This is a genomic window from Acinetobacter sp. YH12099, from assembly GCF_013419195.1.
Taxonomy (GTDB): Bacteria; Pseudomonadota; Gammaproteobacteria; order Pseudomonadales; family Moraxellaceae; genus Acinetobacter; species Acinetobacter towneri.
Genome location: NZ_VPAP01000001.1, coordinates 29,658 through 48,720, shown reverse-complemented (window position 1 = coordinate 48,720; position 19,063 = coordinate 29,658). Strand labels below are relative to the sequence as shown.

The 19,063-nt window shown below is 40.0% G+C and carries 20 protein-coding genes and 1 tRNA gene; 8 read left to right on the top strand and 13 right to left on the bottom strand.

What is annotated here, in order from left to right:
* Positions 1–162: 162 nt before the first annotated feature.
* The gene (locus FTU39_RS00245; RefSeq protein ID WP_004971452.1) at positions 163–366 is read right to left on the bottom strand and encodes a hypothetical protein; all 204 of its coding nucleotides are present in this window, start codon (positions 364–366) and stop codon (positions 163–165) included.
* A 466-nt stretch (positions 367–832) separates the two neighbouring features.
* Between FTU39_RS00245 and FTU39_RS00240 the strand changes: the two genes are divergently transcribed.
* Positions 833–1,057 (top strand): hypothetical protein, encoded by a 225-nt coding sequence (locus FTU39_RS00240; RefSeq protein WP_373686601.1) that lies wholly within the window; start codon positions 833–835, stop codon positions 1,055–1,057.
* 41 nt (positions 1,058–1,098) lie between these two features.
* Here the strand turns inward: FTU39_RS00240 and gloB are convergent, their stop codons facing one another.
* Both gloB and FTU39_RS00230 read right to left on the bottom strand, forming a co-directional pair.
* Positions 1,099–1,830, bottom strand: coding sequence for a hydroxyacylglutathione hydrolase (gloB, locus tag FTU39_RS00235; RefSeq protein WP_104851820.1), 732 nt, complete (start codon positions 1,828–1,830; stop codon positions 1,099–1,101).
* Between the two features lie 209 nt (positions 1,831–2,039).
* The gene (locus tag FTU39_RS00230; RefSeq protein WP_004971448.1) at positions 2,040–3,275 is read right to left on the bottom strand and encodes a pyridoxal phosphate-dependent aminotransferase; all 1,236 of its coding nucleotides are present in this window, start codon (positions 3,273–3,275) and stop codon (positions 2,040–2,042) included.
* 153 nt (positions 3,276–3,428) lie between these two features.
* Between FTU39_RS00230 and msrB the strand changes: the two genes are divergently transcribed.
* Together msrB and FTU39_RS00220 are read left to right on the top strand one after the other, a co-directional pair.
* Complete coding sequence (msrB, locus tag FTU39_RS00225) at positions 3,429–3,848, top strand: peptide-methionine (R)-S-oxide reductase MsrB (protein ID WP_096902313.1); 420 nt, start codon at positions 3,429–3,431, stop codon at positions 3,846–3,848.
* Positions 3,845–4,324, top strand: a complete 480-nt coding sequence (locus tag FTU39_RS00220) for a glutathione peroxidase (RefSeq protein WP_096902294.1) — start codon at positions 3,845–3,847, stop codon at positions 4,322–4,324. The genes msrB and FTU39_RS00220 overlap by 4 nt, the downstream gene beginning before the upstream one ends.
* Before the next feature lie 73 nt (positions 4,325–4,397).
* Here FTU39_RS00220 and dapC read toward each other — a convergent pair whose 3' ends face one another.
* The 5 genes from dapC to FTU39_RS00195 form a co-directional block, all read right to left on the bottom strand.
* Positions 4,398–5,567: a succinyldiaminopimelate transaminase gene (dapC, locus tag FTU39_RS00215; RefSeq protein ID WP_179996544.1), complete on the bottom strand. Its 1,170-nt coding sequence runs from the start codon at positions 5,565–5,567 to the stop codon at positions 4,398–4,400.
* Positions 5,568–5,587: 20 nt separating this feature from the next.
* A complete protein-coding gene (glnD, locus tag FTU39_RS00210) occupies positions 5,588–8,254 on the bottom strand; it encodes a [protein-PII] uridylyltransferase (protein WP_180051578.1) in 2,667 nt (888 codons plus the stop codon).
* Positions 8,255–8,281: 27 nt separating this feature from the next.
* Complete coding sequence (gene purT, locus FTU39_RS00205) at positions 8,282–9,499, bottom strand: formate-dependent phosphoribosylglycinamide formyltransferase (protein ID WP_179988445.1); 1,218 nt, start codon at positions 9,497–9,499, stop codon at positions 8,282–8,284.
* 181 nt (positions 9,500–9,680) lie between these two features.
* Positions 9,681–10,028, bottom strand: coding sequence for an L-valine transporter subunit YgaH (ygaH, locus tag FTU39_RS00200; protein WP_004971441.1), 348 nt, complete (start codon positions 10,026–10,028; stop codon positions 9,681–9,683).
* Positions 10,025–10,762, bottom strand: a complete 738-nt coding sequence (locus FTU39_RS00195) for an AzlC family ABC transporter permease (RefSeq protein WP_171062558.1) — start codon at positions 10,760–10,762, stop codon at positions 10,025–10,027. The genes ygaH and FTU39_RS00195 overlap by 4 nt, the downstream gene beginning before the upstream one ends.
* A 119-nt stretch (positions 10,763–10,881) precedes the next feature.
* Here FTU39_RS00195 and FTU39_RS00190 point away from each other — a divergent pair, with 119 nt between their 5' ends.
* Positions 10,882–11,373, top strand: a complete 492-nt coding sequence (locus FTU39_RS00190; protein ID WP_026438320.1) for a hypothetical protein — start codon at positions 10,882–10,884, stop codon at positions 11,371–11,373.
* A 127-nt stretch (positions 11,374–11,500) separates the two neighbouring features.
* Here the strand turns inward: FTU39_RS00190 and ychF are convergent, their stop codons facing one another.
* Positions 11,501–12,592, bottom strand: coding sequence for a redox-regulated ATPase YchF (gene ychF / locus FTU39_RS00185; RefSeq protein ID WP_004971435.1), 1,092 nt, complete (start codon positions 12,590–12,592; stop codon positions 11,501–11,503).
* Positions 12,593–12,860: 268 nt separating this feature from the next.
* Between ychF and FTU39_RS00180 the strand changes: the two genes are divergently transcribed.
* A complete protein-coding gene (locus tag FTU39_RS00180) occupies positions 12,861–13,625 on the top strand; it encodes a glutathione S-transferase family protein (protein WP_096902290.1) in 765 nt (254 codons plus the stop codon).
* A gap of 79 nt (positions 13,626–13,704) precedes the next feature.
* Here the strand turns inward: FTU39_RS00180 and FTU39_RS00175 are convergent, their stop codons facing one another.
* The gene (locus FTU39_RS00175; protein ID WP_218944555.1) at positions 13,705–14,709 is read right to left on the bottom strand and encodes a hypothetical protein; all 1,005 of its coding nucleotides are present in this window, start codon (positions 14,707–14,709) and stop codon (positions 13,705–13,707) included.
* A 488-nt stretch (positions 14,710–15,197) separates the two neighbouring features.
* Here FTU39_RS00175 and FTU39_RS00170 point away from each other — a divergent pair, with 488 nt between their 5' ends.
* Positions 15,198–15,668, top strand: a complete 471-nt coding sequence (locus FTU39_RS00170; RefSeq protein WP_004971430.1) for an Lrp/AsnC family transcriptional regulator — start codon at positions 15,198–15,200, stop codon at positions 15,666–15,668.
* A gap of 85 nt (positions 15,669–15,753) precedes the next feature.
* Here the strand turns inward: FTU39_RS00170 and FTU39_RS00165 are convergent, their stop codons facing one another.
* Positions 15,754–16,503 carry a YebC/PmpR family DNA-binding transcriptional regulator gene (locus tag FTU39_RS00165; RefSeq protein ID WP_070155957.1) on the bottom strand — a complete coding sequence of 250 codons (750 nt, stop codon included), beginning with the start codon at positions 16,501–16,503 and terminating at the stop codon, positions 15,754–15,756.
* 99 nt (positions 16,504–16,602) lie between these two features.
* Complete coding sequence (locus FTU39_RS00160) at positions 16,603–17,181, bottom strand: 1-acyl-sn-glycerol-3-phosphate acyltransferase (protein ID WP_131261328.1); 579 nt, start codon at positions 17,179–17,181, stop codon at positions 16,603–16,605.
* A 306-nt stretch (positions 17,182–17,487) separates the two neighbouring features.
* Between FTU39_RS00160 and FTU39_RS00155 the strand changes: the two genes are divergently transcribed.
* The gene (locus tag FTU39_RS00155) at positions 17,488–17,631 is read left to right on the top strand and encodes a hypothetical protein (RefSeq protein ID WP_154320842.1); all 144 of its coding nucleotides are present in this window, start codon (positions 17,488–17,490) and stop codon (positions 17,629–17,631) included.
* 138 nt (positions 17,632–17,769) lie between these two features.
* Positions 17,770–17,846, top strand: a tRNA-Ile gene (locus FTU39_RS00150).
* 125 nt (positions 17,847–17,971) lie between these two features.
* Here FTU39_RS00150 and tehB read toward each other — a convergent pair.
* Positions 17,972–18,838, bottom strand: coding sequence for an SAM-dependent methyltransferase TehB (gene tehB / locus FTU39_RS00145; RefSeq protein WP_004976920.1), 867 nt, complete (start codon positions 18,836–18,838; stop codon positions 17,972–17,974).
* Between the last annotated feature and the right edge of the window lie 225 nt (positions 18,839–19,063).

The following is a 19,063-nucleotide window of genomic DNA, read 5'->3' as shown; positions in this document are numbered from 1 at the left end:
CTTAGATGTATTTTAAGATTTAAAATTCAACATAAAAAAAGCCTATAAACAGGTTATGGGCAAGATCATCTTTAAATGTTGATGAAATACGATTTGAATTTTTATTTTTGCATCCTATCAAGTTCAACCGTTATTGCATACTTATCTATATTGTATAAGTACTTATGCTTTTAAATGGTCTTCAAATTCCTCGCCTAATTTCATTGCTAAAGCATTACCAGAAAGCTCGCAAGTGACCAAACCATATTCTTTTTGAAAGCTAAATGTGAAACCGTGACCATCCGCCAAATTTTTGACTGAATAACCTAATTTTTCTAACCAAATACGAAACGCAATTAAATTTTTTGCTTTAACAACTTTTTTCACGAGAGAACTCCTATCCATTTATTTAATTATTAATAGGGATATTTCTTGAATTTTTAAAGGGCAGAAATGTATTTCTTTAACATTTTTTTCACTGATTTTTAGAAATCTAAAGTCCTTTTAAGCAATTAGAATATTTTAAAAGAATTATTTATTTGTAAATTATTGATATTTATTATTTTAACTGAGGTGGCGTAATTAATTTTAAGGTCTTAGATATATTGCCAAAAGATGACTTAGAAATATTTTGTTAATGATTTTTAGTTTTAGGCTGTATTTATTTTCAGCATGAACATATGGGGATTATCCATTTTTTATGCCAAGCTTTAATTTAATGCAATGGAGATCAGTATGGAGCATGTCGGTACCAAATAGACATTAGCTTATACTATGGTTGAGTTTGAAGGTTTGGAAAATAGACATGATTGCACAAACAATCCAACAGCAGGTTGAGCACATAGTGAAGCAGATGCAAAATCAAGGGCTAGAGCCTTTTGCTGTGATGCTTGGGCATGAAGATTGGTTGCTATTTTCTTCACAATCCAATGTGGCTTATACGCCTTTTGGCAGCGCACGCCGTTATCAGCCTGCATTGTCCAATTTACTTTTGGTGCGGGTCGATGAAATGAATGCTGTGCGTGTGGTGACGCAAACTCAATTAGATGAGTTTGCTGCCAGTAATCAGATTTTATAATCCGAGAGAAATATCAGATGCTTTATGATCAAAGCATCAATTTAAAAGTTGTCTTTGAGTTCACGTAATTTCTGAAATTCTTCGACACTTTCGGCCCTTAAAAATGGATTGGTTTCCAGTTCTAGTTCGATGCTGCTTGGCAAAGTGGGTTGATTAAGCATGCGTAAACTTTCAATTTGTTGATAACGCTCTTGAATGGCAACATTGTCGGGTTCTACATGCAGTGCAAATTGTGCATTCGCCAATGTATATTCATGGGTGCAATATACTTGGGTACGCGGAGGCAGCGCTGCCAAGCGGTTTAAAGATTGATACATTTGCAAATATGTACCTTCAAAAACACGCCCACAGCCCATCGCAAATAAAGTGTCGCCACAGAACAATACATCCAACGCATCTATAAAATACACAATATGCCCCAAGGTATGTCCCGGAACGGCAATAACATCGACCTGTAAATCATGAAAATTGATATGATCTTGGTTTTGTAAAGGATGCGTGATAAACGGAATTTTGCTCAATTCTTCACGTGGCCCATAAACAGGTAAATTACGTTCTGCAATGAGTTCAGGCACACCGCCAATATGGTCTTGATGCCAATGCGTCAACCAAATTTGCGCGATCTCTAAACCATGATTTTGGCAAAAACCTTCAACAGGTTTGGCATCAGTTGGGTCAACCACCACCACTTGTTTGCTGGCACAATGTTCAAGCAACCAAATATAGTTTTGTGATGGTTTCTGCGCATCAATAAGATGAACTTGGTAGTGCATGCTCAGTTCCTGAAACTTAATCGCTTGTGGCTATTACAGCATGCTTTTGCGGGCGTGTAAAAGTGTATCCCCAAGTGTCTGAGTATCGCTTTGCTATGTGACCACTTGATGATGAACAAGAGATGTAAAGATAAAATAGAAATAAAAATCAAATCCATAAAAAATGCCGTGTTTAACACGGCATTTTACAACAGAGATTCGGTGAAGTCTTAGCGGATTTTTGCCAAGAAACGACCTAAACGTGTCATTGCTTCACGTAATTCATTTTCTGCTGGCAAGAACACCACACGGAAATGATCAGGCGTTGGCCAGTTAAAACCTGTACCTTGAACCAACAAAACTTTTTCTGCTTTGAGTAAATCGAGCATTAACTTTTCGTCATCTTCAATTGGATAGACGTTTGGATCAAGTTTCGGGAAGCAATACATTGCACCCTCAGGTTTGACACAAGACACGCCAGGAATGTCGTTCAGCATTTCCCATGCAATGTTACGTTGTTCGTATAAACGACCACCCGGACGAATCAAGTCATTGATAGACTGATAACCACCCAATGCTGTTTGAATCGCGTACTGCGCCTGATGGTTGGCACACAAGCGCATAGACGCCAACATGTCTAAACCTTCAATGTAGTCTGCAGCGCGTGATTTATCGCCTGTAATCGCCATCCAGCCTGAACGGAAGCCCGCAATGCGATACGATTTAGACAAGCCATTGAATGAAATACAAAGCTGATCACCCGCTAAAGCTGCAACCGCAACATGCTCAATGCCGTCATAAATAATTTTGTCGTAAATCTCATCGGCAAATAAAATTAAGTCATATTTTTTTGCCAATGCTACAATTTGTTCCAACACATGACGTGGATAAACCGCACCCGTTGGGTTATTCGGGTTAATAATGACAATACCGCGCGTATTTGGCGTGATTTTGCTTTCCATATCGGCAATGTCTGGATACCAAAAGTTTTCTTCATCACATTTGTAGTGAATAGCAGTACCGCCCGATAAATTCACTGCCGCAGTCCAAAGCGGGTAGTCAGGCATTGGTACCAGCATTTCATCGCCATCGTCTAACAAGCCTTGCATCGCCATAACAATCAGTTCAGACACGCCGTTGCCAATATACACATCATTGACATGCATATCGAAAATGCCTTTTTGCTGATAGTACTGACAAATCGCTTTACGCGCAGGGAAAATCCCTTTGGAGTCGGTATAACCAATCGCATTAGGCAAGTTCAATGCGACATCATTAATAATTTCCTGTGGCGCTTCAAAACCGAATGGGGCAGGGTTGCCAATATTCAGTTTAATAATTTTATGACCGGCCTCTTCCATTTCATTGGCCGCTCGTAACACAGGTCCGCGAATGTCGTAGCATACATGCTCAAGTTTTGATGATTTTTTTATTTCGCGCGGAGTCGTGTTACCTAGTACGGACATAGTTCCATCCAATGATTAGAAGATAAATAAATTATAGATTACTGAAATATCACAATCTATGCTGAAATTTAGCTAGATATTTTGCAAGGTCTAGCGTAAAAATGGAAGTACTGAAGCATGACACTGAATGTCAAAGATTTAAAGGAGTTAGTGATGGGAAAACTCAATAAAACAGACCGAGAATGGCAAAGAGAGTTATCACCAGAGGAATTTCGGATTACACGTCAAAAAGGCACGGAGCCTGCTTTTACGGGGAGATATTGGAATACTAAACAAGAGGGGATTTATACCTGTCGTTGTTGCGGTACAGCGCTATTCTCATCTGAAACAAAATATGACAGCGGTAGCGGTTGGCCAAGTTTCTATCGTCCAATCCAGCCTGGGGTGATTGAAGAACATCAGGATGGTTCGCATGGCATGCAGCGTACTGAGATTGTTTGTCATCATTGTGACGCACATTTAGGGCATGTTTTTGATGATGGTCCACAGCCAACAGGATTGCGCTATTGTGTCAATTCGGCTTCTTTAGAACTCAAAACACAAGAAAAAAATGATGAGGGAAATTATCCATGACCAACATTTATCAGTTTGAAGCTGAGTTGTTAGATGGACAAAATAAAGCCTTTAGCGATTATGAAGGGAAGGTTTTGTTGATTGTAAATACAGCCAGCAAGTGTGGTTTTACGCCTCAATTTGCGGGTTTGGAAAAGTTATACCAACAATATAAAGACCAAGGTCTGGAAGTTTTGGGCTTTCCGTGCAATCAGTTTGGTGGGCAAGATCCAGGCTCCAATGAGCAAATTGGGAGCTTCTGCCAAAAAAACTATGGTGTCAGTTTTCCAATGTTTAGCAAAATTGATGTGAAAGGTCCTGAAGCACATGCGATTTTCCGTTACCTGACCAATAACAGTAAAGGTATTTTGGGCAACGGAATTAAATGGAATTTCACCAAGTTTTTAATTGGCAAAGATGGCAAGGTGTTGAACCGTTTTGCTCCGACCACAAAACCTGAAGATTTGCAGGCGGAAATTGAAAAGGCTTTACGATAAAGGCTTGCGCTTGTGCAAGTAAGATAATTAAGGCGATCAGATGATCGCCTTAAATTTAATTGAAATCATTAACTTATAAAATCGCTTTAAGACGTTGAATTACTTGTTCACATTGCGCCAAATCTGCAACCAAAGCTAAGCGAACATGGTTTTCACCCGGGTTACCTTGTGCGGTTTCACGAGATAAATACCGACCTGGCAGCACTTTAATATGGGCTTTTTCCATCAATATTTTGGCAAAATTTTCATCATGGTCGACTTTGAGCCAGTAATAAAAACCTGCATCTGGTTTTTTTAATGGCAGTAAATGCCCAAGTTCCGTTTGGAATAATTCAAACTTGGCGCGATATTGTTGACGATTATCTTCAACGTGCTGTTCATCATCCCAAGCTGCAATAGATGCCAATTGATGTTGTACAGGCATTGCCGCACCATGATAGGTACGATATTGCAAATAAGGTTTTAATAAGTTGGCATCGCCCGCAACAAAGCCTGAACGCATGCCGGGTAAGTTTGAGCGTTTAGACAAAGAATGGAATACGATGCAGTTTTTGTAGTCATCGCGTCCAAGTTCGGCACAGACTTCCAGTAAACCTGTAGGAGCTTGGTCAAACCATAATTCCGAATAACATTCATCAGATGCAATGACAAAATTATATTGATCTGACAAAGCTATTAGCTTTTTAAATTGTTCTTTTGAAAGGACAGCACCCGTTGGATTTCCTGGTGTGCAGACAAATAATAAAGCGGTTTTTTCCCAGACTTCTGCAGGTACGGCATCAAAATCACCCAAGTAATTATTGTCTTCGGTGCAATTGATGAAATAAGGTTGGGCACCTGCCAATAAAGTTGCCCCTTCATAAATTTGATAAAACGGATTGGGCATCACTACATAGGGTGCATCTTCACGTCGAATCAATGCTTGTACGAAGGAAAAAATCGCTTCACGTGTACCTGAAACGGGGAGAACTTGAGTGTCTGGGTTAACTTGTTTTAAATGAAAGCGTTGTGTCAGCCAATGGGCAATGCTGTGACGTAATTCAGGCAGACCTTTGCTGTTCGGATAAGTCGATAAATGCTGAAAATTATCAATAATGGCTTGTTTGACAAATTCAGGTGCAGGATGTTTAGGTTCGCCAATAGACAGTGGAATTAACGGCAAATTTGCAGGTTGTACGTCCTGAAATAGTTTGTTTAGCTTTTCAAAAGGGTAAGGATGTAATAAGGACAAACTTGAGTTCATGGGTGTTCCGTAAATTGAAGTTAATGTTGACCACAGACCTGATTAGAGGCCTCATCTAAAGCAGCTTTGAGCTGGATGGCAAAGGTATCTGCTTCAGACTTTGTCATTGGGTTGCCATCTTTTTTTGTGACAAAGAAAATATCTTCAGCACGTTCGCCCAGGGTGGCAATTTTGGCGGAGTGAATATCTAAGCCTTGCATCATAAACAAGCCGCCAATTTTGGCGAGTAACCCGGGATGATCTAGTGTGGCAATTTCGACCATGTTTTGATTCAGCGCTGCATTGAAAGTCACTTCTACTGTATTTTCAATGTCAAAATGACGTAATTGACGCGGAATGCGGCGTTGCATCAGACCCGGATATTTATCTGACTGGCTCAAGGCATTCACTAAAGCCTCAATCACCATTTCTTCACGTTCAGGGTCTGTTAAGAGTGTGCCAAAACGGTCTAAGACCACGTAAGTATCCAAACTAAAGGCTTTGGTCGCAGTAATAATTCGTGCATCCTGAACGTCAAGGTTCATGCGGTCTAAAATAGCGACAGTTGTGGCAAATAGGTTGGGTTGGTCTTGCGTGTAAATAAAGATTTGTACTGCGTCTTGTGCTGATTTTCGGTGCGCGCGCATGAGCACTAATGGTGCAGGATTATCGCCATGCTCCAAAATCGCGCGGGTATGCCATGCAATTTCATCGGCAGATTCTTTAATAAAGTATTCATCGCCCAGTTCTTGCCAGACTTTTTCAACAGCACTGAGTTCAAAATCTTTAACCAGTAACTCGCTTGCCGCAAATTTGGTGTCTTCAATCAGCATTTGATAATCGACGGGACGCCCAAGTCCTGAGCGAATGACATCACGCGCTTGCGTATAAAGTTGGCGCATTAAGGATGCACGCCATGAGTTCCAGAGTGTTGGATTAGTCGCATTAATATCAGCAACCGTTAAGGTATAGAGATAATCTAAATGCTCCATATCTCCCATTTTTTCGGCAAATTCCTTGACCACATCGGGGTCAGAAATATCTTTTTTCTGTGCTGTGACTGACATCAACAAGTGATTTTTGACTAACCATGCCACAAGGTTACATTCACGTTCAGTAAATCCGTGTTTACGGCAAAACTCAATCGCATCTACCGCACCAAGTTCACTGTGATCACCACGACGACCTTTAGCAATATCATGGAAAATCGCAGCCAAATAAATAATGTCACGACGGGCTAAACGCTGAAATACCGAACTGACCACAGGAAAATCTTTCGCGAATTCAGGTTCTTTGAAGCGGCTTAAGTTGCGGAGTAATAGTAAAATGTGCGCATCGACTGTATAAATATGGAATAAGTCGTATTGCATTAAACCTGTAATTTGACCAAAAGCGGGGATGTAATTGCCCAATACACCTAAGCGTTTCATAGTCACCAAGGTATTATACAAGCGGTGCGGTGAGCGCAAAATTGCCATAAACAGCGCTTGATGCGTTGGATCATCACGGAAACTTTGGTCAATACGCTTGGCTGCAAGTGTCAGCAGGCGCAGTGTTCGTGCGCGAATTCCTTCAATTTCAGGACGATTGGCCAATAAATAGAAAATTTCTAAAATTGCGCTTGGTTTTTCTGAGAAAATTTTGTGGTGCTGCACGGCAAGTTTGCCATCGACCAGTTTAAAATTTTCATTAATTTCTTCAATGTTACGTTCATAATTAGGCAAACGCGGGGTAATGACCGACTCATTAAAATAGGCCAGCAACATTTCATTTAAAGTGGAAACTTGCTGTGCAGAGCGATAATAACGCTTCATAAATTGTTCAATCGGGTAATTTTGCGGTTTACCTTCTTCTCGAACATAGCCAAAAGTTGCTGCAATATCTCGTTGATAATCAAACAATAAACGGTTTTCATCACGTTTGGTTAAACGATGGAGATGATGACGGATTTCCCATAAAAAGCTTTCGGCTTCTTCAAGTACACCCAATTCAAATTCTGAAATAAAACCTAAATGCACCAAGTCGTAAATACGATTGACGCGAAAATGGCGTTTGGCAATCCAGCCAATTTGGTTGATGTCACGAATACCGCCCGGAGCATTTTTAATATCAGGTTCTAAATTACTTTCGGTGTCATTGTGCTGCGCGTAACGCTTGCTTTGCTCCTCCATTTTGGCATCAAAAAAGGTTTTATCTGTCCAAGTTTGCGAAACAATACGACGCGGCCATTTGGCAAGTTGCTGATTTCCTGTAATTAAACGCGCTTCAATCAAGGCAGTTGCAACAGTTAAATCACTGGTTGCCTGAATCACACAGTCTTGAATAGTCCGCACGCTGGTGGCAGGTTTGAAGTTGCCAACATCCCATAAAGACGAAATAAAGGTCGAAATAAGTTGTTCTTGTTCTGATGTGATTGCATCTTCCGACAACACCATAATATCGACATCGGAATAGGGCAGCATTTCTTTGCGCCCATAGCCACCTACCGCAAATAGGCTTAAATTGGTTTTGTCTAATTCAGCATGTTGCCATAAGAAAGTGAGCGCTTCATCAATCAGGTTAGAACGCGCCAAAATCACTTCACGAATGGATTGTCCATTTTCAAAACATTGTTGTAGCTGATTTTCGACATCGGTGCGCCATTGGTTAATGGCCTGAATGTCATGGTTGCTTTTTACATAATTCAGCAAGGGTAATGTAATGATCATGGACAATTCCGTTATGCAATGACGAGCTTAATTTTGATTTTCGTTTAAATGAACACGAACAGTGTCCGCAGTCTGCTGAGCTAGCTCACGCGCTTGCTCTGTGGTTTCTGCTCGCGCAGTGGCAACGCCCATACGACGACGTTCAAAACCTTCAGGTTTGCCAAATAAACGTAAATCTGTATCGGGATGTGCTAATGCAAGATTCAGGCCAGAAAATGAAAGATTTGTTGCATCGACACCTGCATAAATCACTGCACTGGCTGCAACGCTATGGCGTGTGGTATTGACAGGTAAGCCTAAAATCGCGCGGGCATGTAATTCAAATTCACTTTGGAATTGTGAAGCCAATGTCACCAAACCTGTGTCGTGTGGACGTGGAGATACTTCACTGAACCAGACTTTATCGCCTTTCACAAACAGCTCTACACCAAAAATACCGCAACCACCTAAGGCAGTAGTCACTTTGTGTGCAATTCGTTTGGCTTCAGTCAAGGCAGCATCACTCATGGCTTGAGGTTGCCAGCTTTCTACATAGTCGCCTGCATCTTGACGGTGACCAATTGGGTCGCAATATGAAGTTTCGATCGCACCAGTTTCTGGATTTTTAGCACGTACGGTTAATAAGGTAATTTCAAAATCGAAGTCAATTTGTGATTCAACAATCACAGTGCCTTGATTGACGCGCCCGCCAGTCTGGGCATATTCCCAAGCTGCATCAACTTCATCAAAGCAGGTGACACGCGATTGTCCCTTGCCTGAAGATGACATCACAGGCTTCACAAAGTTTGGATAACCAATGTCATCACATGCAGCGCGGAAAGATTCGAGAGAATTGGCAAAGCGATAAGCGGATGTCGGCAAACCTAATTCTTCTGCAGCCAAACGACGAATGCCTTCACGGTTCATGGTCAAATTTACCGCTTTGGCAGATGGAATCACTGTTGCAATATTTTGCGCTTCAATTTCAAGTAAAACTGATGTCGCAATGGCCTCAATTTCAGGCACAATTAAATTGGGTTGAATTTTTTCAATCAGTTGTTTTAATTCTGTGGCATCTGCCATGTTTAAAGTATAAGCATAATGTGCGACTTGCATGGCTGGCGCATGGTCGTAGCGATCGGCGGCATGTACTTCTACGCCTAAGCGTTGCAGTGAAATTACCACCTCTTTACCGAGTTCCCCTGAACCCAATAGCAAAACTTTAAAAGCAGAAGATTGAAGGGGAGTACCAATGGTCACGCTCATGTGAATCGTCCTTGCTAAAGTGGGCTTTTAGCATAGCAGAACTGTTCCATGAGTTAAGCCCTGTTTGCAACAAAATCATGATTTTGTCATCTACTTATATTGCATTCAGTGCTTTAAAGCAGTTAAGGCTGAATCCTGAAATAGATCATTTGGACGATTCAACCTCTAAATTTCAGCAACATTAGAACGAAAATGGCACATAAGTATAAATTAAACCATAGGTGATGGCTGCGGTAAGCGTGGCAGGTACGATTTTCTTAAACTTAAAATACAAACCTGTCAGCACTAAAAAGCCAATCAACATCGCAAAACTTTTATTGGGTGTTTCAAGCAAAGGTGGCAAGGTTGCAACCACGAGCATAGAGCTAATTGCGGCTATACCAATGCTGCCCAAAGCGATTTTAAGCCATAAAGCACCACGTTGCTGTGAGCCTTGTTGAAACTTTTGAATCACAAAAAATGGCCCAAAACGTGAGGCGAAGTTTGCGATACCGACCATAATACCGACCAAAATAATTTCTAAACTCATGATTTTGCTCCTGTATGTTCAGGGTCGGGTTGTTTTAAAACATAGTGTTTAAATAATCCCGCCAAAATACCTGAAGAAATCCCAATAAAAATTGCAGCAGATAAGTCAATAAAATAACAAGCTACGGCAGATACTAGAATGGTGATTCCCACGACAAAGGTGTGTTTCTTTTCAAATGCTGCCAATAAGAAGCTAAGGAATAAAGCGGGCAGTAAAAAGTCGAGCGCCGCTTGCAAAAACTGTGGCATTTTAGTGACTTGATCGGCAAATAATCCGCCTAACAAAGAGCCTAATGCCCAAGACAACCAACTAAATAAACTCAGTCCAAGCATCCATGATTCAGACCATTCCTGACGGCGCTGTGACAGTTTAATCATGCCTGAGGCAAAAACTTCATCGGTCAGACCCCATGACCAAATTGCAGTTTTTTTTAGGTTTAAACGATCTTGAATCAGGTTTTGTAAGGCCGGGCCGTAAAGTAAATGTCGAATATCCAAGGCGATTACCGTTAATGCGGTCATCCAGATTGAAGTTCCACTGCCCAATAAGGCAACGACTAAAAATTGACTCGCCCCTGCATACATCGAGCAAGATAAAAATAAGGCTTCCCATGCGCTAAAGCCGAATTGAGTTGCAGAAACACCAAAAGCAAAAGAAACAGGCAGATAGGTGAAAATAATCGCCTGACTATCTTTTGCACCTTGCCAAAAACTTGCTGCGGGCGCAGTTTGAATATTGTGTACGGACACGACACACCTTGTGGGAGAAAGTTGAACGATGGGTCAAATGAAGATTGTGTATTATACTTGAATTCATTAGCATGATGCCGAATTGTTTGTATGGGCGAACCGATATGTTGAAATTGAAAACACCTGTAATCCTGCTTGCTTCAATGTTATGCAGTAGCCTGTTATTGCAAGCGTGTAGCAATGACAACAACCCGCAAAAAACAGTAGAAATTAAGCCTGCGCCAAAACTCACCAATGATGCGACTGTGTATGCGCAAGCCGCGTGGGAATTAATGAATGAAGTTGAGCCGTACGTGTATCGTAAACAGCGTAACTTAATTGAAGATAAAGTCCGCAAACCTGCCCGTAAATTAAGTACCGACTGGCGTATTAATGTCAAAATGACCGACTCTGTAACGGAAGGGAAATATGCGCTGTGTCGTAAGGCCTTGACCAGTTTGGAAATTTGGGCACGTGCGACGATTGACAGTTCAAGCAGTCTTGCACAAAAACAAGCCGATTATGAACGTGATAAAAAACAATGTGCCGATGCTTTGGCGCATCCTGAATTGGGTAATACCGACCCGAAACAAAAGGGCAATGTGGTGCAGTCTTAGTTGAGATTATTTTGCATTGATGTGATGCAGAATCGCCTATAAAAAAACCTCGATGCTTACATCGAGGTTTTTTTATTGAATCAATGCTCGGCTGTAAGCATTGTTCTAAAACTAAACATAAAAACAATTAAACATTAAAACGGAAGTGTAAAACATCACCGTCTTGTACGATATAAGTTTTACCTTCCAAGCGCCATTTACCTGCTTCTTTTGCACCTGCTTCGCCGTTGTATTGTACGAAATCCTCATAAGCAATACATTCTGCGCGGATAAAGCCTTTTTCAAAGTCAGTGTGAATTACGCCTGCTGCTTGTGGTGCAGTTGCACCTACTTTCACTGTCCACGCGCGGACTTCTTGTACGCCTGCAGTAAAGTAAGTTTGCAGACCTAACAGCGCATAACCTGCACGAATCACTACGTTCAGCCCTGGTTCTTCCATACCAAGAGCTTCTAGGAATTCTGCACGGTCTTCATCTTCAAGTAATGAAATTTCGGCTTCAATTTGGTTGCATAAAGGCACCACAATCGCATTTTCTTCTGCAGCAAGTTTTTTGACTGCATCTAAGTGCGGGTTGTTTTCAAAGCCATCTTCTGCCACGTTCGCAATATACATGGTTGGTTTTAAGGTTAATAAACCAAAACCACGAACCAATTTGCGTTCATCGTCATCTAAATTGGCTGCACGTGCAGGCTTGCCATCATCCAGTAAAGGTTGGATTTTTTCTAAAACGGCTTTGGTCGCTACGGCTTCTTTATCGCCACCTTTGGCAGATTTTGCTAAGCGTGTAATGGCTTTACTTACCGTTTCTAAATCGGCCAAAGCAAGTTCGGTATTGATGGTTGCAATGTCATCTAATGGGTCAATTTTACCATTTACGTGAATGACGTTTTCATCTTCAAAGCAACGAACTACATGCGCAATCGCATCGGTTTCACGAATGTTGGCAAGGAATTGGTTACCTAAACCTTCACCTTTAGATGCACCTGCAACCAAACCTGCAATATCCACAAATTCCATCGTGGTTGGTAATACACGTTGCGGATTTACGATTTCCGCCAATTTGTCCAAACGTGAATCTGGCACAGGTACAATGCCTGTATTTGGCTCAATGGTACAGAACGGGAAGTTTTCCGCTGCAATTGCAGCTTTGGTTAAAGCATTAAAAAGCGTAGATTTACCAACGTTTGGCAGGCCCACAATACCACAATTAAAACCCATGAATAACTCACAACGTGTTATTTAAAAATTAGGCACGATTTTACATGAAAGGGCAGATAAAGTCAGGTCATCGGACAGATGTTTCTCCAATCTAGCGTGCTTGATGCTGTACGTTGAATTTCTTTTCGGAATTGATTTTGAATTGCTGACTGTTTCGCCTGAATTTTGAATAAAAAGTACATTGTAATTATAAGAGGCTATGACTAAAGTATGACAAGCACAGTATTGATACTGCTTTGGATATCAAAATTTTAAATATGGAGATTTTATGCGCATCTTATACCAGTTTCCTTTGTCTCATTTTTGTGAGAAAGCTCGCTGGTTATTGGATCATAAAGAGTTAGATTATGATGCGCAAAACTTAATTCCAGGCGTGCATCGCGCTTTTGCCCAATTAAAAACAGGGCAAAATAAATTACCTATTTTACGTGATCAAGACCGCTGGATAGCAGATTCGACTCAAATTGCTTTATATCTAGATGATATTTACCCCGAACATGCCTTGTTACGCAGTGATGCCGAACAATATAAACATGCGTTGGCCATAAATACTTTGGCTGATGAATTGGGGCAGCATGTGCGTCGATGGGGGTTGGCGCATGCATTATCTGAAAGTGAAGAACCTTTGGAAATTTTAATTGGCGAAAAAGGCTATTTGCGTCAATTTTCTAAATATTCCAAGCCAATTATTAAAGCCTTGGTGTCTAAGGGCTATCAGCTCGATCAAGATAAAGTTGCAGAATCCAAACAGCGGATGGATGAATTAATTGTCATTTTAAATCAGCATTTGATTGATAATTACGGGCGTTATTTTGTGGGTGAGCGTTTAGGTTTAGCCGATATTTCAGTGTGTTCGATGCTTGCACCTATTTTGGAAATTTCTGGAACGCCGTGGGAAAAAGAACATGATGAAGTGATTTCTGAAGAATTTAAAGATTATAAAAAATATTTGCTGGATTTACCTTTAGGGCAATATGTTTCTCGTATTTATCAAACTGAGCGTAATGCACGTGTAGATTGGCGCGGTATTTAAATGTTATCGCCTCAGATAAAATACGCGCAATCTGCGCGTATTTTTTGGATACTGATGTATAAAAACCTAAAACCAAGGATTAGAACAAAGAATTTAAGTTATTCAAATCAAAAGTCTGTACCAAATTTGGCAGGGTAGCTAAATCAAATTGAGTGTCTGATGTGCCACCAGTTAAATTGCCAAATGCATCGCCTAATGCAGGGACTAAGCTATCAATATTGATCTCTGAACTGGTTGTAGATGACGCACCTTGCAGTAAGTCGCTGATGTTAAAATCTGAACCAGAAATTAAGTTGTCAAAACCATCACTCAAGCCATCTAAGCTGAAACCACCAGTTGTATCTCCAGTCAGATTATTTAATAAACCACCTAGATCAAAGTCACTTGCAAGCTGACCTTCAGGATTAAGCAACGCAAGAATTGGTTCTAGAGCAGCGATATCTAGACCACCTAAATCACCACCGATGTTACCGCCAATTAAGCCGCTTGCCAGTTGCGCAATTTGTGCAATATCAAGATCGCCATTGCCTTGCATTAAACCGCCTACTAATTCAGCAATGACCGCGATATCCATACCGCCTAAACCGCCACCGATATTGCTGCCAATCAAGCCGCTTGCCAGTTGAGCAATTTGCGCAATATCAAGATCGCCATTGCCTTGGATTAAACCGCCTACAAGTTCAGCAATCACTGCGATATCTAGACCGCCTAAACCTCCACCGATGTTGCCACCAATCAAGCCACTAACCAGTTGAGCAATTTGAGCAATATCAAGATTACCCGTATTACCACCGATTAACCCACTCACTAATTGGGTGAGTTTCGTAATATCTAAATCACCTGCATTGCTGTCAATCATGCCGCTGAGTAAATTGGTGATGGAAGCAATATCGAAGCTACCGCCATTGGATTGTGTCAGTTTGCTAATTAAACTGGTGATATCTAAGTTGGTATTCGAGCTTGAAAATTGGCTGATTAGATTGGTTAGGCTAGAACTATCTAAGCTGCTGCCAGAGAGTAAACTTTTTAATAAAGAATCTAGGGTAGGGGTGGTCGAGGTCGAACTAGTCAGGCTGCCAAGCAAACCAGAAAAGGTATTGCTTAAAGAGCCACCACTTAAGAGTCCATCGAATAAAGAGCTGGTCTGAGTTTCAACGGTAAATACAGAGCTAATTTTATTTTCAGCAAGCTTAGAGATTTAAAAGCCATGACGACTCCTTGTATTTTTATTGGTTTTGTTGTGCTGCATTGTGCTTATTGTCGAGCGCATCTGTTTTAATACATTTCTATACACTTGTAAAAGATAGACGGTCGGGATTGTGAAAATGTATGAGTAGATTCGTTGTTTTGTTGAGTTTTTTAAATTTAAAAATTTGAAAATCAATAAATTAGAAAGCTGTTCCGTTTGTCTGTTAAGTTGTTCAAAACGATAAGCGGTGATCTGTTGAATCATAAACATTTTGCTTTAATAATGGAAAATAATTTTCGATAAAGATGCTTAGTCTGCAAAATAATTTAAGTATAATGGCAGCATGAGTTTAAATTTTATCAGATTAGATTGAGTGCTTGAAAATGGAATTAGATCGCTACGATAAGCATATTTTAGAAATTTTAAGCAATGAAGATGTCAATTTGAATGAACTTTCCGAGCGGGTTAATCTGTCGGTAAGTTCGGTGCATCGCCGTATTAAAAGTCTGATCGATCATAAAATTATTTCAGGTTTAAAGCGTGAAATTAATTATCAAAAACTGGGCTTTAGTTTGCATGTGTTGTTGCAGGTGTCTTTGAGCAAACACGATACCGATATTTTTGCCAAATTTTTGGATGAATTGGAAAGCATTCCTGAAGTGATACGTGCATTTTTGGTGACAGGACAGACTGCAGATTTTATTGTAGAGGTTGTGGCACGAGATATGGAAAATTACAGCGAAATTTTATTAAAACGGATTGGTAAAATTGAGCATGTGGCAGGTTTGCATTCTAGCTTTGTGATTAAAGAATATGATGTTTTAAACTGTCATGGTTTATTAAATAAAGTTTAATTTATTAGAATCTTAGAATTATTTTGACTGGATCTATAAAAAAACGCACGAGAACGTGCGTTTTTAGGAATTGCAGTTAGACCGATTATGCGTCTAATTGTGCTAAAACTTCATCAGAGAATTCAACGTTGGTATATACGTTTTGAACATCATCTAAATCTTCAAGCATATCAATCATTTTCATAATTTTTTTCGCTTGATCGATGTCTGTAATTTCTGCTTTGGTCGATGGACTCATAACCACTTCAGCATTGTCAGATTTCAAACCTGCTGCTGTTAGCGCATCTTGAACTATACCAAAAGCTTCTGGCGTAGTAATAACCAAAATGCCATCTTCAGACACTTCAATATCTTCTGCGCCAGCTTCTAAAGCCACTTCCATCACTTGATCTTCTAAAGATGAATCTTCAAATGAAATTTCACCACGTTTGGTGAATAGGAATGCTACAGAACCATTGGTGCCTAAGTTACCGTCAGTTTTAGAGAAACAGTGACGTACATCTGGCACGGTGCGGTTTAAGTTGTCTGTCATGGTTTCTACAATAACCGCAACACCACCTACACCATAACCTTCATAGGTTACTTCTTTAAGATCGTCGTTATCTTCACCGCCTGCACCACGCTGGATGGCACGGTTAATGACGTCACGTGTCATGTTAACTGAAAGTGCTTTTTCCACAACAGCACGTAAACGAGGGTTACTTGCCGCATCTGGACCGCCGAGCTTTGCAGCAGTTGTTAATTCACGAATAAATTTGGTAAACAACTTACCACGACTAGCATCTTGTTTGGCTTTACGATGCTTAATGTTGGCCCACTTGGAATGACCCGCCATGCGAACTATGCTCCTTACAGATTGGCAGTATGCCTATCAAAATTGCGCCCATTCTAACATAAGCCCTTTTTTTAGATAAAGGGCAGAGTTTTAGGTTTTTTAAGTGTTGCTTTGAGTTGTTTTTGGCTCAGGAATGACAATATCTAAGCCCACTTGTTCTTTATATAATTGTTGGATAAGTGCCATATCGTGATCTAAATCTGTCGGATAGATTTTGCCAAAAATCCCACCTTGTTTGGTTTGTGAGTTGGCATACATTAAAACGATAGGCACATTGGCTGCTTTGGCAATATGCCAAAAACCTGTACGAATTGGCTTGCGGGCTTCACCTGTTTTTGCGCGAGTTGCTTCGGGTGCGATGACCAAATTGAAATGTTCATTTTGATCAAAAAGTTCGACCATTTGCGACACAATATCTTTGTTAGATTTACGGTCTACTGGAATACCGCCGACTTTTTCTAAAATAGGTTTAAGTGGCCCTTTAAAAAGCTCTTTTTTGATTAAAGTATGAATTTTAATATCATAAATTTGGAACAGAGCAAGCGAGAGGATTGCATCCATCATTGAGGTGTGTTCAAAACCGACGATCACTTGTTTATTTTCGAGGATGTTGGGTTCTACCTGATATTGCCATCCTGCAAGTTTGAATGCGGACTCGCCTATAAATTTTTTCAACATAGATTTAACAGCTGATGAATCTGGAAATGCATAATTTCTGCTTGTTTTATATAAGAGTCAACAGAAAATTGTTTGAAATATAGCAATCTCAAGTGATGCAGTTGATATAGCGTTATATCTTTTATTGGTTTTAACTCTAAATACTTTGTTTTTAATATTAAAAATATATGAATTGAGAGAAATTAAGTCTTAAATTGAGCAAAAATGCACTATTCAAATGATTTGTAAATCATTAGACTTTGGTCGTAATTAGCTATGATTCTATTCATCATTTCACTATTCCACGCATCATGGAAGGATACTAAAGTGGCTTATTTGACGACTTTTCTTGTGGCATTGACTGTGTTGTTATTGGTCTTGGTATGGTCAATGTTTGAGTTGTTTTTAGAAGTGCGTAAAGAGAAGCGTTTAAAGTTGCATCGGGCAATGTTTCGGAAAGTGAAGGTGTAGTTTTTATATTTCAATAATAATCAAATTCGTCTGCTGACTATCTATACAGCAATTTCTGAAAATGGCTTGTGTTTTTAAAAAATCTTCGCTAGTATTCTTTGCGCTTGAACTTGTTGAAATATAACAAATTCAATTATAGGGCCTATAGCTCAGTCGGTTAGAGCAGCGGACTCATAATCCGTTGGTCGACAGTTCAAGTCTGTCTGGGCCCACCATATAAAACAACCACTTACGTGTACTAATCGTAAGTGGTTTTTTATTTTAAGCTTTATGTAAGCAATTGAAATGTAGTCTGTGAGCAGCTAAAAAAGATCATCTGTTTCAAATTTCTTTTGTGATTCTACTTTTTCCTCGCCAACAATGTCGCAAAACGCTGTTTAATTCGATTACCATCTGCATCTTTACGGTGCAATTCACCGACATTTTCATTGTATTTCACAATATCCCAATCAGCATAATAAGCACTTAACTCACCCGCTTTAAAACTAAAAGGGAAGTCCTGTTGCACAGGGTAATCTTCAGTATTCATCGCGCAAACAATTAAGTTAAAGCCTTGAGGTTTGGTCGCTTGCTGCATATGCTGAATAAGAGGAGGGATAGTTTCAGGCGCCAAAAACATCATTACTACGATACAGTTGATGAAGTCATATTCACCAGTAATAGTGGCATCCTGATTGAAATCCCGAACAGCAGTTTGAATAGATGAAATCTGTTCTGCAGCAATAATTTCATTTAATTTTTGGATACTCACTGGGTTCACATCCCAAGCATCCACCTGAAAACCGTTTTGGCTCAAATACAGCGCATTTCGGCCTGTACCACAGCCAACATCCAAAGCTTTACCCACGGTTAACTGTGGAAGTGCCATTAAAATTTCAGAATGTGTTGGGCTTAATTTATATTTTTTAACAAAATAATCTTGAGGCAAACAATAAAAACTAAGCTGGCACTCAATATCATCACTGGCAGATACAATTTTATGCCACGCTTGCGGTTCAATAAATGGTGGTTGATTTTCCACGGAAAAAATATGCTCAGATTGTACTTCACCAGATTCATGCAGCATCGAAAAATGCAATTCGCCTTTTAAAATAGTCAACTTCGCCCATGTGCCGACTTGGGTATTGTGTTGTTTTTTAAACCCTTGTGGAATTGAGTCATGATTCCAAATAGGAAGTTGTTTATAACAGATCAATTCTTGTTGCATCATAAACTCCAGTTATACCGATTCTGATGGGGTAAAGCTTCACAGTAATGTAGTGTCTTGTGTAGATTAGAAAATATCATCTTCATTTCAGCATAACATTGCAGACCTGTTTCAGCCATCTTCTGAATTTTATCCATCTCATTAAAATCAAAATTATTTAAATGATGTAGATGGTTAAAATACCAAACTGAAAAATATTCACCTCAAATTGCATGATTTTCATGT

Coding starts and splice junctions, on each gene's coding strand:
- FTU39_RS00240 (WP_373686601.1), top strand. CDS start 833: ATGCAAAATCAAGGGCTAGAGCCTTTTGCTGTGATGCTTGGGCATGAA.
- gloB (WP_104851820.1), bottom strand. CDS start 1,830: ATGCACTACCAAGTTCATCTTATTGATGCGCAGAAACCATCACAAAAC.
- FTU39_RS00230 (WP_004971448.1), bottom strand. CDS start 3,275: ATGTCCGTACTAGGTAACACGACTCCGCGCGAAATAAAAAAATCATCA.
- msrB (WP_096902313.1), top strand. CDS start 3,429: ATGGGAAAACTCAATAAAACAGACCGAGAATGGCAAAGAGAGTTATCA.
- FTU39_RS00220 (WP_096902294.1), top strand. CDS start 3,845: ATGACCAACATTTATCAGTTTGAAGCTGAGTTGTTAGATGGACAAAAT.
- dapC (WP_179996544.1), bottom strand. CDS start 5,567: ATGAACTCAAGTTTGTCCTTATTACATCCTTACCCTTTTGAAAAGCTA.
- glnD (WP_180051578.1), bottom strand. CDS start 8,254: ATGATCATTACATTACCCTTGCTGAATTATGTAAAAAGCAACCATGAC.
- purT (WP_179988445.1), bottom strand. CDS start 9,499: ATGAGCGTGACCATTGGTACTCCCCTTCAATCTTCTGCTTTTAAAGTT.
- ygaH (WP_004971441.1), bottom strand. CDS start 10,028: ATGAGTTTAGAAATTATTTTGGTCGGTATTATGGTCGGTATCGCAAAC.
- FTU39_RS00190 (WP_026438320.1), top strand. CDS start 10,882: ATGTTGAAATTGAAAACACCTGTAATCCTGCTTGCTTCAATGTTATGC.
- ychF (WP_004971435.1), bottom strand. CDS start 12,592: ATGGGTTTTAATTGTGGTATTGTGGGCCTGCCAAACGTTGGTAAATCT.
- FTU39_RS00180 (WP_096902290.1), top strand. CDS start 12,861: ATGCGCATCTTATACCAGTTTCCTTTGTCTCATTTTTGTGAGAAAGCT.
- FTU39_RS00170 (WP_004971430.1), top strand. CDS start 15,198: ATGGAATTAGATCGCTACGATAAGCATATTTTAGAAATTTTAAGCAAT.
- FTU39_RS00165 (WP_070155957.1), bottom strand. CDS start 16,503: ATGGCGGGTCATTCCAAGTGGGCCAACATTAAGCATCGTAAAGCCAAA.
- FTU39_RS00160 (WP_131261328.1), bottom strand. CDS start 17,181: ATGTTGAAAAAATTTATAGGCGAGTCCGCATTCAAACTTGCAGGATGG.
- tehB (WP_004976920.1), bottom strand. CDS start 18,838: ATGCAACAAGAATTGATCTGTTATAAACAACTTCCTATTTGGAATCAT.